12 protein-coding genes are annotated in these 16,273 nt (G+C 58.1%); 8 read left to right on the top strand and 4 right to left on the bottom strand.

The features are described 5' to 3' along the window. The first annotated feature begins 6 nt into the window (after nucleotides 1-6). Nucleotides 7-1,713: a sialidase family protein gene (locus tag P9L99_16375; GenBank protein MDP8224937.1), complete on the top strand. Its 1,707-nt coding sequence runs from the start codon at nucleotides 7-9 to the stop codon at nucleotides 1,711-1,713. Here P9L99_16375 and P9L99_16370 read toward each other — a convergent pair. Beyond that, nucleotides 1,706-4,015 carry an MMPL family transporter gene (locus P9L99_16370; GenBank protein ID MDP8224936.1) on the bottom strand — a complete coding sequence of 770 codons (2,310 nt, stop codon included), beginning with the start codon at nucleotides 4,013-4,015 and terminating at the stop codon, nucleotides 1,706-1,708. The two genes, P9L99_16375 and P9L99_16370, sit on opposite strands and share 8 nt — an antisense overlap. A gap of 141 nt (nucleotides 4,016-4,156) precedes the next feature. Between P9L99_16370 and P9L99_16365 the strand changes: the two genes are divergently transcribed. The 3 genes from P9L99_16365 (at nucleotide 4,157) to P9L99_16355 (ending at nucleotide 7,010) form a co-directional block, all read left to right on the top strand. After that, on the top strand, nucleotides 4,157-5,506 hold the full coding sequence (locus P9L99_16365) for an MATE family efflux transporter (protein MDP8224935.1): 1,350 nt from the start codon (nucleotides 4,157-4,159) through the stop codon (nucleotides 5,504-5,506). Between the two features lie 83 nt (nucleotides 5,507-5,589). Beyond that, nucleotides 5,590-5,874, top strand: coding sequence for a metalloregulator ArsR/SmtB family transcription factor (locus tag P9L99_16360; protein ID MDP8224934.1), 285 nt, complete (start codon nucleotides 5,590-5,592; stop codon nucleotides 5,872-5,874). Nucleotides 5,875-6,530: 656 nt separating this feature from the next. Then, nucleotides 6,531-7,010: a MarR family transcriptional regulator gene (locus P9L99_16355; protein ID MDP8224933.1), complete on the top strand. Its 480-nt coding sequence runs from the start codon at nucleotides 6,531-6,533 to the stop codon at nucleotides 7,008-7,010. A 286-nt stretch (nucleotides 7,011-7,296) separates the two neighbouring features. On the opposite strand, the gene P9L99_16350 is transcribed toward P9L99_16355, so the two are convergent. Genes P9L99_16350 through P9L99_16340 form a run of 3 tightly spaced genes read right to left on the bottom strand, consistent with a single transcriptional unit; the run spans nucleotide 7,297 to nucleotide 12,227 of the window. Next, nucleotides 7,297-8,790 (bottom strand): hypothetical protein, encoded by a 1,494-nt coding sequence (locus tag P9L99_16350; GenBank protein MDP8224932.1) that lies wholly within the window; start codon nucleotides 8,788-8,790, stop codon nucleotides 7,297-7,299. Nucleotides 8,791-8,802: 12 nt separating this feature from the next. Further along, entirely contained in the window at nucleotides 8,803-9,540 is a 738-nt protein-coding gene (locus P9L99_16345) for a hypothetical protein (GenBank protein ID MDP8224931.1), read from the bottom strand. Further along, nucleotides 9,537-12,227, bottom strand: coding sequence for a HEAT repeat domain-containing protein (locus P9L99_16340; GenBank protein MDP8224930.1), 2,691 nt, complete (start codon nucleotides 12,225-12,227; stop codon nucleotides 9,537-9,539). The genes P9L99_16345 and P9L99_16340 overlap by 4 nt, the downstream gene beginning before the upstream one ends. 288 nt (nucleotides 12,228-12,515) lie before the next feature. On the opposite strand from P9L99_16340, the gene pgsB reads away from it, so the two are divergent. The 4 genes from pgsB (at nucleotide 12,516) to P9L99_16320 (ending at nucleotide 16,273) form a co-directional block, all read left to right on the top strand. Next, nucleotides 12,516-13,712, top strand: coding sequence for a poly-gamma-glutamate synthase PgsB (gene pgsB / locus P9L99_16335; protein ID MDP8224929.1), 1,197 nt, complete (start codon nucleotides 12,516-12,518; stop codon nucleotides 13,710-13,712). Further along, the gene (gene pgsC, locus P9L99_16330; GenBank protein MDP8224928.1) at nucleotides 13,709-14,155 is read left to right on the top strand and encodes a poly-gamma-glutamate biosynthesis protein PgsC; all 447 of its coding nucleotides are present in this window, start codon (nucleotides 13,709-13,711) and stop codon (nucleotides 14,153-14,155) included. The genes pgsB and pgsC overlap by 4 nt, the downstream gene beginning before the upstream one ends. Next, nucleotides 14,152-15,297, top strand: a complete 1,146-nt coding sequence (pgsW, locus tag P9L99_16325; protein MDP8224927.1) for a poly-gamma-glutamate system protein — start codon at nucleotides 14,152-14,154, stop codon at nucleotides 15,295-15,297. The genes pgsC and pgsW overlap by 4 nt, the downstream gene beginning before the upstream one ends. Before the next feature lie 85 nt (nucleotides 15,298-15,382). Then, nucleotides 15,383-16,273 carry a hypothetical protein gene (locus tag P9L99_16320; protein MDP8224926.1) on the top strand — a complete coding sequence of 297 codons (891 nt, stop codon included), beginning with the start codon at nucleotides 15,383-15,385 and terminating at the stop codon, nucleotides 16,271-16,273.

Here is a 16,273-nt window from a genome sequence, read left to right as displayed (position 1 = left end):
CGCTTGATGCGTCGAGTAAGCCGCGTTCCATGGTTTTTACTGATCGCGGTGCTGCTGTTGGCCTATGCCGCCGGTTGCGATGATGGCGACGACTCGGACGATTTCGTCGACACCGATGGCGACGACGACAACGATACCTGGGACGACGACGCGGGCGAGCCGGAACGCGTTTACTTCATCAAGGACGGGCGAGCGGTCGCCGTACGCGCCGAGGGCGCGGCATGGACGCAGGAAGATACCTATGTCGAGGGCTCCGGTCGCCACGCCTTTCTGCACGGCGAGGCGTTGCCGCAACAAAACACCTTCCACATCGAAGCGCGCCTGATTTTCGACCCGCTCGCAGTCGGCAGCCCGGCGTTTGTCTTCGGCGGTCTTAATCGCTTGGTCTTTCGTGAGCCGCCCGGCCGCATGTCGCTCGTGGGTCCACTGTTTCCGAACGACGAACTCGACCTGGGCGACGTCGTCGCGCCGGTGCGTGAGTCCTTCGTGTTCGCCATGACCGGCGACGGCGAGCGCTGGCGCTTTTTGATCGACGGCCAAGTGGTGTACGACATGCCGGCCGGCGATTCCCCCGGTAGCGTGGGCTTTACGCCTGATGGCGGACGAATCGGCCTGGAGGAATTCTGGCTGGAAGGTGACGTCAAGCGTTTGCCCGACGAGCCCGAGCAGGTCCCGGTGTTCTCACGTTGGGACGGAGGCTACAGCGTTTTCCGCATTCCGGCGTTGGCCGTGACGCTCGAGGGCACGGTGCTCGCGTTTGCCGAAGCGCGGCGCTGGGGTGTCGGCGATACGGGCAATATCGATCTCGTGCTGCGCCGAAGTTTCGACGACGGGCGCACCTGGGAACCGCTGCAACTGGTGGCCGACCGCGGCCTGCACAAGATCGGCGACCCGGCGCCGATCGTCGATCGCGCCACAGGCGCCATTATCCTGTTGCTGACTTCGCACGACCTGCCCTTCAATGAAGTGGCGATTCATAACGGCCGCGCGCCGCGCGAAGTGTGGGTCACCCGCAGCTTCGACGATGGCGCAACGTGGTCGGCGCTCGAAAACATCAGCGAGGCCGCCAAGGCTCCGGATTGGCGCTGGTATGCGACCGGCCCGGGGCACGGCATTCAAATGCGTTCCGGGCGCATGATTCTCGCCTGCGATCACTCCCTCGGCCCGGACCACGCTGATTGGTTTTCGCACGTGATTTATTCCGACGACGGCGGTGATACCTGGCAGCGCGGCGGCACCGTTCCCGGCGGCTACACCAACGAAAGCACCCTCGCGGAGTTGGACGACGGCCGGTTGATGATCAACATGCGCCACTACCGCGATACCGGTCGGCGAGCCGTATCGTTCAGCGATGACGGCGGCATGACGTGGACGACGCCGGAAGACGATCCGGCCTTGATCGAGCCGGTATGTCAGGCCTCGCTGCTGGCGGTGCCCGACCCGCGGGAGCCGGATCGGCAACTACTGGTGTTCGCCAATCCCGCCGCGCGTAAGCGTGCCGCCATGACCCTGCGTCTTAGCCAAGACGGCGGTTCCACGTGGCCGGGTGGTCGTTGGATTCATCTGGGGCCGTCGGCCTATTCGGACCTGGCCCTTTTGTCGGACACGGAGTTCGGCCTGCTCTACGAGCACGGCGAGCGCAAACTTTATGAAGAAATCGTTTTTGTGCGCTTGTCGTTAGGACAGCTCGCGGCAAGCACGATCGCTAGATAATCTTCGGCTTGAAGATGTGAAGCAGGGCCGGCAACAAGAAAAGGTCGCCGATTAACGCCGTCACCATCGTCAGCGCCGAAAGCCACCCGAAATTCTTCGCCGGCATGAATTGGCTGAAGTACAAGAGCGCAAATCCCGCACACAAAATGAGGCTGGTGAACATAATCGATCGGCCGGTGCCCAGGAAAGTCGCAGTGATGGCTTCTTCCAGCGGCTTGCCCGCGCGTCTTTCGGAACGCAGGCGCGCCAGGAAGTGAATTGTGTCGTCAACGGCAATACCCAGCGCAATGGAAAACACGATCACGATGCTCGTGCGCAGCGTGATGCCGAAGAAGCCGAGTGTCGCCATCGTCAATAACAAGGGCAGCAAGTTCGGAATCATCGCCAATCCGCCGAGGCGCAGCGAACGAAAGATGAGGAAAAACACGATGACGATCACGAAGGCCGCCAGCACCAGACTGCGCGTCATGTCGCGCACGAGCCGGTTCACGATATGCCCGGCCATCACCGTTTCACCGACGACCTCGACACGGGCGTCGTCGCCGAACTCGCCTCGCGCGTAGTCGAGCAGTTCTTTTTGCAGCGGGCCGAAGGTGCGGAAACCGCGATCCTTCAGGCGATAGACAACACGCGCCGCGTGATAGTCCGTGGTTACCAAACCTGAAAAATCATCAGGTTCGCCATACAACAACATGTACTGTTTGATGAGCCGCCGCGCCCGCTCCTCGCCGCCTTCGGCTTCGGAAAATTCGGGGATTTTGCGATACGCCGGGTCGCCGCCGTTCATGGCCATGTGCATCAGCTTGATCAGTTCGCTGAAGGATATCGCGTGATCGACCGCCGGTTCGCCGTTATCCAGTTGCCGACCGCGAAGCTTCTGCGTGACACGATCGAGTCGGCGCAGCATATCGGGCCGCAAGAACGCGTCGGGTTCGGCCTCGACCAGCAAATTGAGGTTGAGAACTCCGGACAGATTCTGCTCCAAGAAGGTGTTGGCGATGTACTCCTTCGATTTCGGATTCATCTCGATCATCAGCTTTGCGTCGACGTGGATCATCGTGATACCGACGATCGAGACCGCCGCCAAACCCAGCGATACCGCCGCTACCAAGATTTTGTGCCGGCGCACGAAGCGGTCGTTCCATAGCAGGTAACGGCGGAAAATGTCATCGCCGAAACGGTCGACCGCCCGCCCCGAAAGGGGTTTGAGCTTGAGCAAAATCGCGGTCAGGAAAAGGATCGTCACGATAAAGGCGACCGCCATGCCCACGGCGCTGTAGATGCCGAACATCCGCACCAGGCGCACCCGCATCACCAGCAGCGAAAGGAAACCCACGGCCGTGGTGACGCTCGTCATGAAGATGGCGAGCAACATATGCCGGACGGTGCTTTTGACGGCGGCGTCGCGATCGCGCCCGAGGGCGAGTTCCTCGATGTAGCGACCGGTGAAATGTACTCCGTACGCGGTGCCCATCACCATCAGCAAGGTCGGCAAGGCGATTGTAATGATGTTGATGCTGCCGCCGAACAAGCCCATCAGGCCGAAGGTCCAGATGACGGTCAGCGCGATCACCACGAACATCAAGGCGACGGGCCGAACGTGCCGGTAGAGCAAGAACGTCAAGAAGCCGCACAACACGATGGTCCACGGAATGAAGACGCGGAGATCGTGCTGCATATACTGGACGAAACCGGAACGGATGACCGGCACGCCGCCGATGTGGTAGTCGCCGCCCTCTTTTTCCAGCGCGTCGTCCAGCCGGGTGAAAAAGGCTTTTCTTCCGTCGTCGCTGTTGATTTCGTGTTCCAGGCTGATGACCAGTTGCGTCACGTCGCCCGACAGAGAAATCAAGATGCGGCTCCACAGCGGATCCGTCGTCAGGTGCTTGCGCAGGGCGTCGAAATCGACGCTCTCCGGACGCTTCATGTCCACCAGGGGCACCAAGCCGAAGCCATCTTCCGTACCGCGAATCTCCTTGGCCGTGGTGAGCGACATCACGTTTTCGGTGCCGGGGAATTCTTCGATGGCTTTGCTCAAGCGCTCGACGCGCCGCATGCCTTCGGGCGTCAGTAGTTGCGGATCGGCCCAAGCCACGACGACGATGTTGTCATCCCGGCCAAAAAGCTCGCGGAAGCGGTCGGTTGGCTCCACGGCCGGGTCGTCGGTCGTGAACATTTCCGTGATTTCGAAAACGAAGGGCACATCGCGCACAAAGGGCGCCAAGACAAGCGTCACGACAGCCAGGACGCCAATCCAGAGAAGCGGACGCGAGGTCACGACACGGACGAAAAAATCGCGCATTGAGGGTACTCCAACAAGAAGACGCGAGTATGGGGGTCGGTCCTAACCTCGTCAAGTCGCGAGCCGTCGGCGTAGGTAAAAGTCCCGCCGCGGTACCGATGGCGTGTCCCCAAACGGCTTGATTGTGTATATATTCATGCCATGCCCCGCAACGCGAACGCCACCAGCGGGCCGCTGCTGCCCGCGATCTTTCGATTGGCCTGGCCCGCGGCATCGATGATGCTGCTGCAGGGCTTCTACAATTACATCGATACGTATTTCGTGGGGCGGATCGGCCCCGATGCCCTCGGCGGTATCAGCACGGGCGCTTTCGTCCTCTGGATGACCTTCGCGTTTTCGCAACTGGCCAGCGTCGGTATCGGCGCCAAGATCGCGCGCCGCATCGGGGAAAACAATGAGGAAGAGGCCGACCGCACGGCGTTACGCGGCGTAATTTACGCCACCGTGTGGGCGGCGATCATGGGCGGCGTGCTGTATGTCGCGGCTCCTTACCTATTTCAGTGGATGCACACACCGCCGGGCGTGACCGAGCAAGGGTTGGCCTACCTGACACCCTTGATTATGGGCATGCCGCTGATCGCGTTGGCCTTCATGTTCAACTCGATTTTCGCGGCGTCCGGTGATACGCGAACGCCCTTTCTGATCATGCTACTGAGCTTATTGCTGAACGCCGTGTTGGACCCGTTGCTGATTTTCGGTCTGGCGGGTTTTCCGGAATTGGGTATCGCAGGGGCGTCGTGGGCCACGATCATCGCCCGCGGGCTGTGGATACTGCTCGCGTTTCGACGCCTTACTTCATCCCGCAGCCACATCCGCCTACGCACGCACGGTCGACTCGGGTTGGACGTGAACGACATCCTGACAACCGTGCGCATCGGCGCGCCCAAAGCGCTTACCGGCTCTCTTTTTTCCGGTGTGTATATCGCACTGACGCGCATCACTTCGGCGTTCGGCACGCCCAATATCGCGGCGCTCCGAATCGGCCACATTTACGAAGGCATGTCGTTTCTCTCGGCCCTTGGCTTCTCGATCGCCGCCAGCACCCTGGTTGGGCAAAATCTCGGTGCCGGTCAACCACGACGCGCCGCCAAGGCCGCCTGGACCTCAGCGGGGATTGTCGCCTCGTTTACCGCAGCGGTCGGTTTGGTGTTTTATTTGTTCCCGGATCAGCTCGGCTCCGTGTTTTCCCGCGACGGAAACGTGATATCGGCCGCGGCCCTCTACCTGACAATTCTCGCGTTGAGCCAGCCCTTCATGGGCGTGGAAATTGTTCTGGAAGGCAGCTTTGCCGGGGCCGGCAACACCGTGCCACCGATGATCGTTCAGCTTCCCCTAACCCTGATGCGTTATCCGGTCGCGTATGTCCTGGCGTTTCATACGAATCTCGGCGTTGCCGGCGTGTGGTGGGCGATCAGCGGATCGTCAGTCTTGAAATGCGTCGCGTTGGCTTGGTGGTTCGGCCGAGGCCGGTGGGCGAAAACCGTAGTTTAATCAAACAAAACGCTTGACTTATAACACGATATAGATATATAGTCTTGTTGCTATAGGCGGTTGCTCAAAATTAGGGAGTTATTGTGATTAGCTTTGAAACAGCACAACGACGTTCAGAAACATTGAAAGCGTTGGGGCATCCGGTTCGGCTGCGCATCGTGTCCTTGCTAAACGAAGATGAAATGTGCGTCGGCGATATCGCGCAACACCTCGAGGTGGGTAGTGCGATCGTGAGCCAGCAGTTGAAGATCCTACGCCTTTCGGGCCTCGTGAAATCCGACCGCCGAAACGGCCATAGCTATTATTCGCTGGCCATCGACGAACTCTCGACCTTGTTGACATGCTTGCAGAATTGCGACCATCATTAAAAACATTGACGCCCTAGGGGATACACAACGATGAACGATCTCTTTTTCTTCTTGCTACTCATTGGGGCGTATTTCGCGCTGCAATGGTGGATATTGCCCCGGCTGGGGATCTCGACATGAGTGCGTAACGCCTGTGATCTCCCGGGTGGAGACCAAAAAAAGAAACAAACACAAGAAAACCAGGTAACTGGCGAAAAAGAACAGGATACCGCCGATGCCGATGTATGAGTTCCAGTGCGATGATTGTGGGCACGTGTTCGAAAAGCTGCGCCGACTAAGCGATAGCGGCACTCCCCCTTGCCCGCAGTGCGAGTCGGCTCAAACCCAGAAAAAAATCAGCGGTTTCGTCGCTAAAGGCGGCAAATCCGGTTCGAGCCCGGTTACCGCAGCCCCAAGAGGCTTCACCTGAGCTGGAGGTTGCTGATCCCCAGTTTGGGGTTCAAAACGTCCTTCGCAACTGTTTTTACAAGATAATCTCTTGCCATCGTCCGTCATTTGTTGTAAGGGTAAGGCATACTTCCCGGTATTTTTTTGTGTGGGAGGGTCATTTTTTACTTGACTGCCTGATCGGAATCTCCATAATAGGAATGTCCAAGTTTGAAAGGTTCCATCTCGGCGAACATGAGACTGGACATCGTCGAAAGAACGAGGGGACGATGACAACTACGGATGACCACATCAAAAAGCAAGCGTTCCAAAACTACTTGCGCTTCGGCAAGGTGCGGCAGTATCTGGATGCCGTCTATTTCGCACAGAGAAAGCTAACCCGCGAGGTCAAGAGGCTCACGGGGATCAGCCTGCGCGAAGTGAAATTTCTTCTACAAGTGGAAGTCAATCCCGGCTGCAGCTTGGTCAGTGTCCAAAAACACCAGCTACTGCCCAGTTCCACCGCAGCGTGGTTGGCCGACAACTTGGTGAAAAAGGGGCTTATGCTCCGGCGGCAAAATCCGAACAATCGGCGTGAGGTCATTCTCGAATTGTCGCCGGCCGGGCATGCCCTTTTGGGACGCATACAAGATCAGTTTCTCACCCCTGACGTGGAAGAGCGTTTGAACACGACTCCCGATCAGGCCGTGATCAATATCGAGAAATCATTGGCGACGTTGTGCGAGTTGTACGGCGTCGAATCGAAATAATCGCGTAAGTTCTTTCTCATATAGTAAAAAAATCGTGTCGGCGCAGCGCCGATGCGGTTTGATGGAAACGGCGCGCTTCGTTGTCCTACATCCGCGATTCTCCATCGCGCGGAGCGCGCCACATAAAACCGGTGGAAGGGATGCGTCCTACCAAGCCCTATTCAGTCCGACCCTCCCATCTATATCCTGCATAACAAAAGGTTGCACCTGGTTGGTCCGCCCTTCCGCCGTATTTTTCCATTTTCTTGAAAGAATCGACGGGTCACGTTTACGTGATCCGCCTTTTTTATGACGCGTCCTGGGACGCCGCCCGCAGTTCGGGAAAAGCTTCGGCGAGGTCGATCACGAACACGCCGCCCGCCGACGTGACTAGTACCCGGCCGGGTCCATTGGCGGCCACCGAGGTAAGACGGCGCCCGACCCGCAGACGGCCGATTTCACGCTCGCCGTCACCGTCAACAACCACCAACTCCCCGGCGAAATACCGCCCGACAACGACACTGCCCGTCTGTTCATCCCAATGCACGGCAGAGCCGCCTAAGCCTATATCAACCGTTTTCGCGTCTTGCAGATTCGCGGCTTCGAAGATGCGCAACCGAGTGTCGAGAATGCTGGTCGCGAACAGCCTTCTTCCCTCTTTGTCGAACGCCAAATGATGCCGCACGCCCCAAAACGGCAGCGTGCCGGTTATGTCGTTTTTGGTGTGTAACAAACGCACCGCCCCATTCGCCGCGGCGACGAACAGCCCGCCGCGTCCGTCCGGAATGATATCCGGCCACGGCCCCACGTCCCATTGATCGATAATCTTGGCGTTGTACCGATCGAGGAACGCGACGTGTCCGCTTCGCGTGGCGGCGTACACACCTTCGGCCGCCACCCGGGCGGTGCCGCCCTCACCCGGCAACTGCGCCTGCGCGGTGATCGCCATCGCTTCGTTCGCCAAGACGAAAACCGTGCCCTCGCGATTGATCAGGTAGGCGCGCCGCCGTTCAGGGTCGACGGCAAGATTGTCACCCGCGGCGCCAACGGGTATTTCCCTTAGCCGGGAAGGTTCAAGCAAATGCACGCCATTGTCGCCGCCGAATACCAATCGGTCGGCCAAGGTCGTCATCGTCCACCGCACGTCGGTGCCGATCGTGCCGCGCAAATACGCCGGCCGGTTCCGCCAAATGAGTATCGGCGTAACGCCGTCGCGATTGATCAAGTGCTCGATGTCGTAATCCGGCCCGCGCAAGAACACGTGGTTTACCGCCGTGGAAAACCAAACCGTCAAGAAGATGGTGAACAACAGCGCGCCGACCGTCCGCAAGCGTTGGGCAAAACCCGCTGCAAGCCACACCAACACCGAGGGTACGAGGACCGCCGTCGCGGCCGCCAAGGAAGTTTCCGCCGCCCTCGCCGCCCATAAACCGAGAGCGGCCATCGCAAGCGACGAGACCAATGTTGCCGCGACATCGTGTCTCGTCAGCGCCAGAAGGCCCAGCCATCCGACACCCAACGCACCGAGAACCGCCCACCACGGCGAATGCAACGCGGCGAATCCCCATTGCCCGAAAGCCATGATTCCGACGACCAAGGCGTAGAGGGCGACTGCCACGCGGGCCGTGCGCGGGAATCGGGCGGCGAACCAGCCGTACGCGGCCGTCGCCAAGCCGAGCGCCACGGCCAGCGCGATCCAACCCAGCCAGCCGATAACCGGCCGTATTACGGACCACAACACGCCGTGCACCAACACGCCGAGAATGGAATCTAAAACGCGCCGCCAGTAGTTCGCTATCATGATATTGAAAGTTTAAGGATTGGGAATCTTTTCGAGAAGCCCTTTCGCCAGCTTTTTATCCGCCGCCAACTCGCGCTCGAATCCCGGTTCGGGTGACAGCGCCAACACGCGCAACAAAACACCGCGCGCTTCCTCGTATTGTTTCTCAGCAACCAGCACCTCGCCCAGGCTTACGAGGGTTAGCGAATAGTTCGGCGCGAGCTTTAAACTAACCCGCAACCGCTTAATCGCTTCCTCATTCGAACCCACCGGACTTTTGTAGGCCAGCATCCCCAAGATACGATCGGGGCCGCCATAATAGAACGACGCGTCAAGTTTTCGGCAGGTTTTCAAATGCTGGAGGATTTCATTCTTGCGTTTCATTTTTGCGACGACACCCTTGTCCTGAAGGCTCTTTGCGAGGTTGGCTACGTACCAGTAATGGCTGCCGACGCTATTGAGGTCGATCTCCCACCCACGTTTCGCGGCTGTCGCGCCTTTCAGAAACACATCCTTGCGCTGCTTGCCTTCTGTGAATCGACCGAGAAAATAGTAGCCGCGCGCCGCTTTGTAGTACCCCTCCGCGCTACCGGCCTCGCCCGCCTTGGTAAAGAACTCAATGGCCCGGCGTACGTTCTCATCCGAGGCCGAGCGTTGGAGCCACGCGGCCTCGCCTTGAGCGAGCAACGCATCCGTGTCCGCGGCTAAGGCGGACCACGCGAACACAAGAAGCAAAACGACGATCAACGCTCCGCATCGTAGTCGGGTCATGCCGCTTCATCCTCCGCTTTCTTTGTTATCTGCCGCTCTATTTTCTGGATGGAATCCCGTGCGTGCTGGAGCATTTGTTTGTTTTCGGAACGATAGCGCCACGGAACGAACATGATCCGCAGGAGTGGATTGCTGTTGAACAACACAAATTTCCGCAGAGCGGCCCGTGCCGTCTCCGTTCCGACGGTGGACAGGGCCTTGAGCGCAGCCAGGCGCAGGCTGTTGTCGTCGCGGTAGATTTTTCCCAGATTGCCGCCGTACCGAATGCTCGCCGCGCCAATGAGTACTTGCTCGGCGTGAGTGTCGCCGACCCGACCCAGTGTCTTGACGATCTGCGCGCGGAGGTCGGGCTCGGCATAAAACAGGTCGATGAGCGCCGGCACATCGTCGGGGCCGCCCAACTGACCAATCACAGTGACCGCAGCTTCACGAACCCGTTTGTCGCTGTCGCCCAATCGCATTTTGGACAACATCCGCCCTTCGTTCTCGTCCAAGCGGGTCATGACCGTGACGGATTCGGCGCGCAGTCTTCCGTCGTTGTCGTCGGAGATGCGGCGGATCAAATCGACATCGCGCTTGCTGCCGATTTTCGCGATCAGGTCCATCGCGTTACGCGCCACGAAAAAGCCGTCGTCCGTAAGCTTCCCGTTGGTGTCGCGCGCAAACTCTTCAATCTCGCCCAGCTTCTTGAGTTTCATCGCGCAAACCAGCAGGCTCTTCTCGCCCATGGCGGTCAGAATCTGGAAGGCGCGGTTGCGCAAGCTGCGAGATGGATGCGTGAAAGCGTCCAGCAACCCTTCCACGACCGACTCGGTGGCTAGGGTTTCGAGAATCTTCATCGCGTTGTCGACGACGGACATGCTGTCGCCGTCCAATTCGCGAATTAACGCCTGCACGACCTCCTCGGTGGAGATCGCCGTTTTCATCGTGGCGCTTAATTCGCTGACCGCTCTGGCGAAATCATCGCGCTTTTCGGCCGGCAGGTTTTCGTAGTAGTTGACCATGTTGTTGACCGAGCGCAGCACTTTGATCACCGGCGGGTATTTCTTACTGAGCACCATAAAGCGCGAAATCATCGCCAACGCCTCAAACAAACGAGTGATCACCTCAATTTCGCGTTCGCCTTTGCGCAAACGCTCAACCAGGCAGTCGACGATCTGCATCAAACTCGTTTCTTTGTTGCGACTAATCGCCAGCTCGGCCATTTTCTCCAAATCGGAGACGGTGTTGATGCGGGTCTCGGCCGCCCCCTTGCCAAGAATGTTGACCAAATGGTCGATCATCTTGCGGGCCGAAGACCAGTTGATTTCGTCGCGCACGCCTTCCTTGGAAAACACTGCCACTTCGGCCAGTTTCGGATCCAAAGCCATAATCATTTGCGCCAGTGTGCGCTTGACGCCCTTGTCTTGTCGCAGCGCTGCGGAAATCAAATTCTTGATCATCGCGCCCAGTTCGGTCGGGCTGAGTTGCTGAATGCTGCCTTCGGCCAGTTTGTCGAGCACCTTGCCGAACACGACGTTTACCAACATCTTTTCTTCGGACGCGATGTTTTCGGCTTCCTCTTCCTCGTCTTCACCCAAAATGCCGTACGTAAACTGGTCGACGATGACGTGGCCGACGCCCTTGCTTTCCAGGATGCGCTTGACGCCGCCGGCTTTCTTGATTTGCGCGTCGGTTTGCGCAAACACCATGAGCAACGCCCGCACTTCTTCCAACGAAATACCGAGTTTAAGCGTTAGCGAGTTGACGTTGCGTTCTTCCAAGGCTTGCGTGAAATCCAGTATGAATTTTTCCTTGCGCTTGATTTTCACGTCTTCGATCAAAATATCGCCGCCGACGCGGCTTAAGGTAAGGCCGTCGCGGCCCTGCATCGCGTCTTCGATCGTGCCCAACATCGCCTGCAATGCGGCCGAAACTGACGGGTGGTCGGCGCTTTGATACATCTGCGTGGTGCGCAGCAACAGATTCAGGCGTTTGATGATGTTGGTGCCCATGCGCACCATCACCGCGTCCGAGAGACGCGCTTCGCCCGCGCCGCCCGCGCCCGATGAGGTCAGAATGGTTCCTTTTTGGTATTGATCGATGAGCGACTCGGTCAGCAGCATTTCGTAAACGACTTCATCACGGGTTTGGAAATCGGCTTCCTTCAACTGTTCGATCAGCATGTTCCAATACGCCCGCCCGTAATCGTTGAGGTCGAAACGCATCTTTCTTTCGGGCAAGGTCGGACTTTCCAGAATGCGAAGCACCAATTGCGGTGCCGTAATTCGCATCTCCGGTAAGCCCTCTTCCTTCGCCTGACCGCGAACCAGAAAAATGAGTTGCAGCATCATCGCTGCTTTGGCTTTAAGCGTTCTTACGAGTTTTGCGTCAAGTTGCTCGATCTGCTCATGCACCTTCAGAAGTTCTTTATACTTATCCGAAGCACGCAGCGTGAAGTGGAGCTGGGAAATCGCTTTTTTGCCGAACGCCTTTTCAAGTAACGGCAAATCTAGAAAAACCAGAAACGCCTTGGCAAAGCTTAAGTCGTCGACGGCGCGTCGGGATATATCCAACCAGTAATCAGTCGCCTGACGAATCGAGATTTGAGACAAGGCATTGTTGAGAATCTCTGCTTGCTTGCTCGGCTCCGATGCTGTGGCCACTGAGTTAATGACCCTGCGAAGATCCAGAGTTTCACCCGCCATCGTCGCCTCCTTAAAGGAACGAGAAGTCGTCACACCACTATCTCTATCTATCGAACTCTTTTATTTTACTAGATTTTCCCGCACAGCGCTGATGGTAAATGCCCACATCTTATCCTGTCAACTCAAAGTTACGATTTCTAGTATCTATCAAGTTTGTCGCCGAGGAGCAATCGCTGATGCCTCCCACGACCATATTTTTGATTTACAAAGCAAGTCCGCGGTGTTACACCTTTCTCTTATCGGCAGTCGCGAAAATCGCTTTGTAAAAAGGAGGTTGCGGCTGATTTGTTGACCGCTTTTGAAGTTCTATCCGCTATTACCGGCGGATTTTTGAGCCTCGGGATATTGGAACGTTTCAGCCACTACCGGTGGTTGTCACGCATTCCGAAGCGGATCCACGTGGCCGGAACCCGCGGAAAATCCAGCGTGACCCGCCTACTTGCCGCCGGGCTGCGCGAGGCCGGCACCATCACCGCCGCGAAAACCACCGGAACTCTGGCCCGCATGATTTTGCCCGACGGCGAGGAAATCCCCGTTTTTCGCCCGTCCGGCCCGAACATTATCGAACAAAAGCGCATCATCGCCGCCGCCGCGGAAATGGGTTGCGAAGCGTTGGTGATCGAATGCATGGCGCTGCAGCCCGAGTTACATTGGATCAGCGAGAACAAGCTCGTGCGCGCCACCCACGCCGTGATCACCAACTGCCGCGCCGATCACCTCGACGTGATGGGACCGACCGAGGCCGACGTGGCTAGGACCTTGGCGGGCATCCTTCCGGCCGGAGGCGTCGCGTTCACCGCTGAGCAGCGCCATTACGACATTCTGGAAATGGCCGCGCGCGACCGAGGCACCGAGTTGATCGCCACGACCCGGCAGGACGTGGCCGCCGTGACGCAGGCCGAACTCGACCGCTTCCTGTATACCGAACACGCTGAAAATGTCGCCCTTTGCCTCAAAGTGCTCGAGCATTTCGGAGTGGATCGCGACACCGCCATGCGTGGGATGTGGAAAGCCCAGCCGGACCCCGGCGCCATGTCGGTGTACGTAGTTGACTTCTTCGGACGCCAAATTTATTTCGCCAACGGTTTCGCGGCTAACGACCCCGAATCCACCGAGCGCGTCTGGAATATGGCCCGCGCCCGGCACCCCGACCTCGATCGGGTGATCGCCGTGTTTAACATGCGGGCCGACCGGCCTTCACGCACCGCGCAAATGGTACAAGACGCCACATTCTGGCACGATGCCGACTCGGTGCTGCTCATGGGGACCGGTGCCTACCACTTCGCGAGTTTGGCGAGCAAGCGCAATATCGGCCCTCGCCGCTTCGTATTCGTCGACCAAATGGGCGTCGACGAAGTGTTTGAGAGCATCGTCGAAGTGTGTGGTAGATCGGCGCTCGTGATCGGCATGGGCAATATTGGCGGGCCGGGCTTGCCGCTGGTTCGTTACTTCAAAAATCGGGCCGTATTGGGAGGCGCCGCATGACTGAATTGCTGTCACTCTCGGTGGGAATCGGCCTTGTCGTCGGGATGTTGTTTACCGAATTGTTCGGGATAGCGTCCGGCGGCTTGATCGTTCCCGGTTATGTCGCTTTGTATCTCAACAGCCCGTGGGATGTGGCGATCACCGTCGCGGTCGCCCTGGCCACCTTCGGCATCGTGCGCGCCCTCACCTCGTTCATGATCATCTACGGTCGACGGCGTTCGGCGCTGATGATTCTGATCGGCTATCTGCTGGGCATGGCCGTGCGCCAGTGGCTGCAACTGCCGATGGAAGAATTCACCGTCATCGGCTTCGTTATTCCGGGGCTGATCGCTATTTGGATGGATCGCCAAGGGGTGCTGCAAACGATGGCTTCGATGCTCATCGTGGCTTCCTGCGTGCGCCTCATCTTGATCCTCACCGCCGGTCCGGAGCTACTTACATGAAGAGGCTGTATTGGCGACCGCAACGCGTTTCGGTGCGGGCATTATTCTTGATCGCGGTTGTCGCCTTGGCCGGCTTGCTGCTCGTGGAAAAAAACCGCATCCAACAGGAACAGCCGTTCTTCAAAGAAAAAGTCCAGGCCGCGCGTATTGCGATGGACTCTTTCAAAGCGTTGAAAATCGAAGCCAAGCGGCGTGGCGTGCAACTCGATCCCGATGCCGATCCAACCGATTCTTATCTCATCGGACAGTTGCTTTCATCGGTCACCACCAACCCCGGCCATCTACCGGCTAAGCAGACGACCATCAATCCGAATTTCGCGGCGCTGATCGTCCATTTTTTGCGTCGGGGCGACGTGGAATCGGGCGACTTGGTCGCCGTGGGAATGTCCGGCTCTTACCCCGCTCTGAACCTCTGCGTCCACGCGGCGTTACAGGCGATCGATCTTGAGGCCATCATTATCAGCAGCACCGGTTCTTCCCAATGGGGCGCCAATAATCCCAAATTCCTATGGCCCGATATGGAAAAATACTTGTTCAAGGAGGGCGTGTTCAAGTACCGCTCTGCAGCTATTTCCCGCGGCGGCCTCGAAGACCGTGGCCTGGGTCTTTCCAAAGCGGGGCGGCGCGTGGTGGATCGCGCCATAGACCGCAGCGGCCTTTACCCGATTCGTACCGACAGCTACCAGGAGAGCGTGAGCGAGCGCATGGATATTTACCGCGAGTGGGCCGCCGGCCGTGAGATCAAGGCGTATATCAACGTCGGCGGCGGCACGGCTTCGGTCGGCGCGCGATTGGGCCGCAAGCTCTTCCACGCCGGCTTGAACCGCACCGCGCCTTCGGGCGTATCCCGTGTCGATTCGGTCATGGGCAACTTCATTCTCAAAGGTGTTCCCGTCGTCCATTTGCTGAATATCGAACGCCTTGCCACGCGTTACGGCCTACCGCTGACGCCCAAGGAAATCCCCCCGGTGGGTCAGGGCAAAATATTCGTTCGGGAAGTGCACAATACGAAACTGGCCATCGGCTTTCTCGCCTTGATCGTCTTGATGCTCTTCGCTTTTGTTCGCCTGGATTGGGGATACCGCATCTTCAACGCCGGCCGCAAGGAAAAGGCCGACGTTCGACCGGAAAAAATGGTCTGATACCCTTCCTACAGTTTGATAACGCGTTGCGTCATGTGTATAGTATCTGCAACACGCATGGACTCAATGGAGGGCATTTCGCCGCATGCCGAAAAAACGACTACGACTCTTTTCTCTCCTGGATGGCGGCGATCCGATCCACGTGGATTTCAGCGAAAGCGAACTCGTCGACCAACTCGGCGGCGAGAAAACCAGTTTGCTGTTTATGGGGCACTTCGAAAAGAAACGCACGCTGAAAGCGTTCGAACGCTTCGGCATCTTGGAACGACTGCGCGAATTGGGCTACCTCGACATTCACCTTGAATTTCACGCCCGCGGCCCTCGAGAGCACTTTATGCGCATCTACGACACCACCGACGGTGAACCGGCGCTGCTGGGCGAAGTCGTTTTGCGCGAAGGGCGGTACATCACCCACGAGCAGTTTGTCGATGGTTTCAAGCTTCCCCATCTCGACGTGCTGGCCATCGAGTGGATCCTGATGCAACACTTCAAAGGCGTGTTCCCGGAAGGCCGATCCCGCCTGCCCGGCCAACAGCATCCGGGTCTTGGCGTCGGCAGCCGCGTCCAGGAACTACTCACGTGGGTCGCGACACTGCTGGAAAAAGACGCCCTCATGAATATCCCGGAATACTTCCACAACGCCGTTTTCTACGACCGCTGGTTCAAGTTCATCGACCCGGCCGCCCACGGCGCCATGCTCGCCATCAACGAGCAACTCGCCGCGCAGGGTTACGACCTGGCAGCGATCTCCTTCGCTGTGTATCTCGACTGTTTGGTCGACAGCCACACGGGCGAAAACTACAAATGGGAAACCTCCGAAATGATGCTGCCGCAAACCCAAGAAGGTCGCAACTATTTCGCCCAACCCGATTACTCGCGGCAGCTCGACGAGGCGCGCGCCTCCATGAGCATCACGATCGACCGCCCCCGTTTCGAGCGCAAAATGTGCGAACACGATCCGAACTGTGAAGGTTAA

The sequence above is a fragment of the Candidatus Lernaella stagnicola genome, assembly GCA_030765525.1.
GTDB lineage: Bacteria > Lernaellota > Lernaellaia > Lernaellales > Lernaellaceae > Lernaella > Lernaella stagnicola.
Note: the sequence above shows the minus strand (reverse complement) of the source record. Positions and strands in the feature narration are given on the sequence as shown.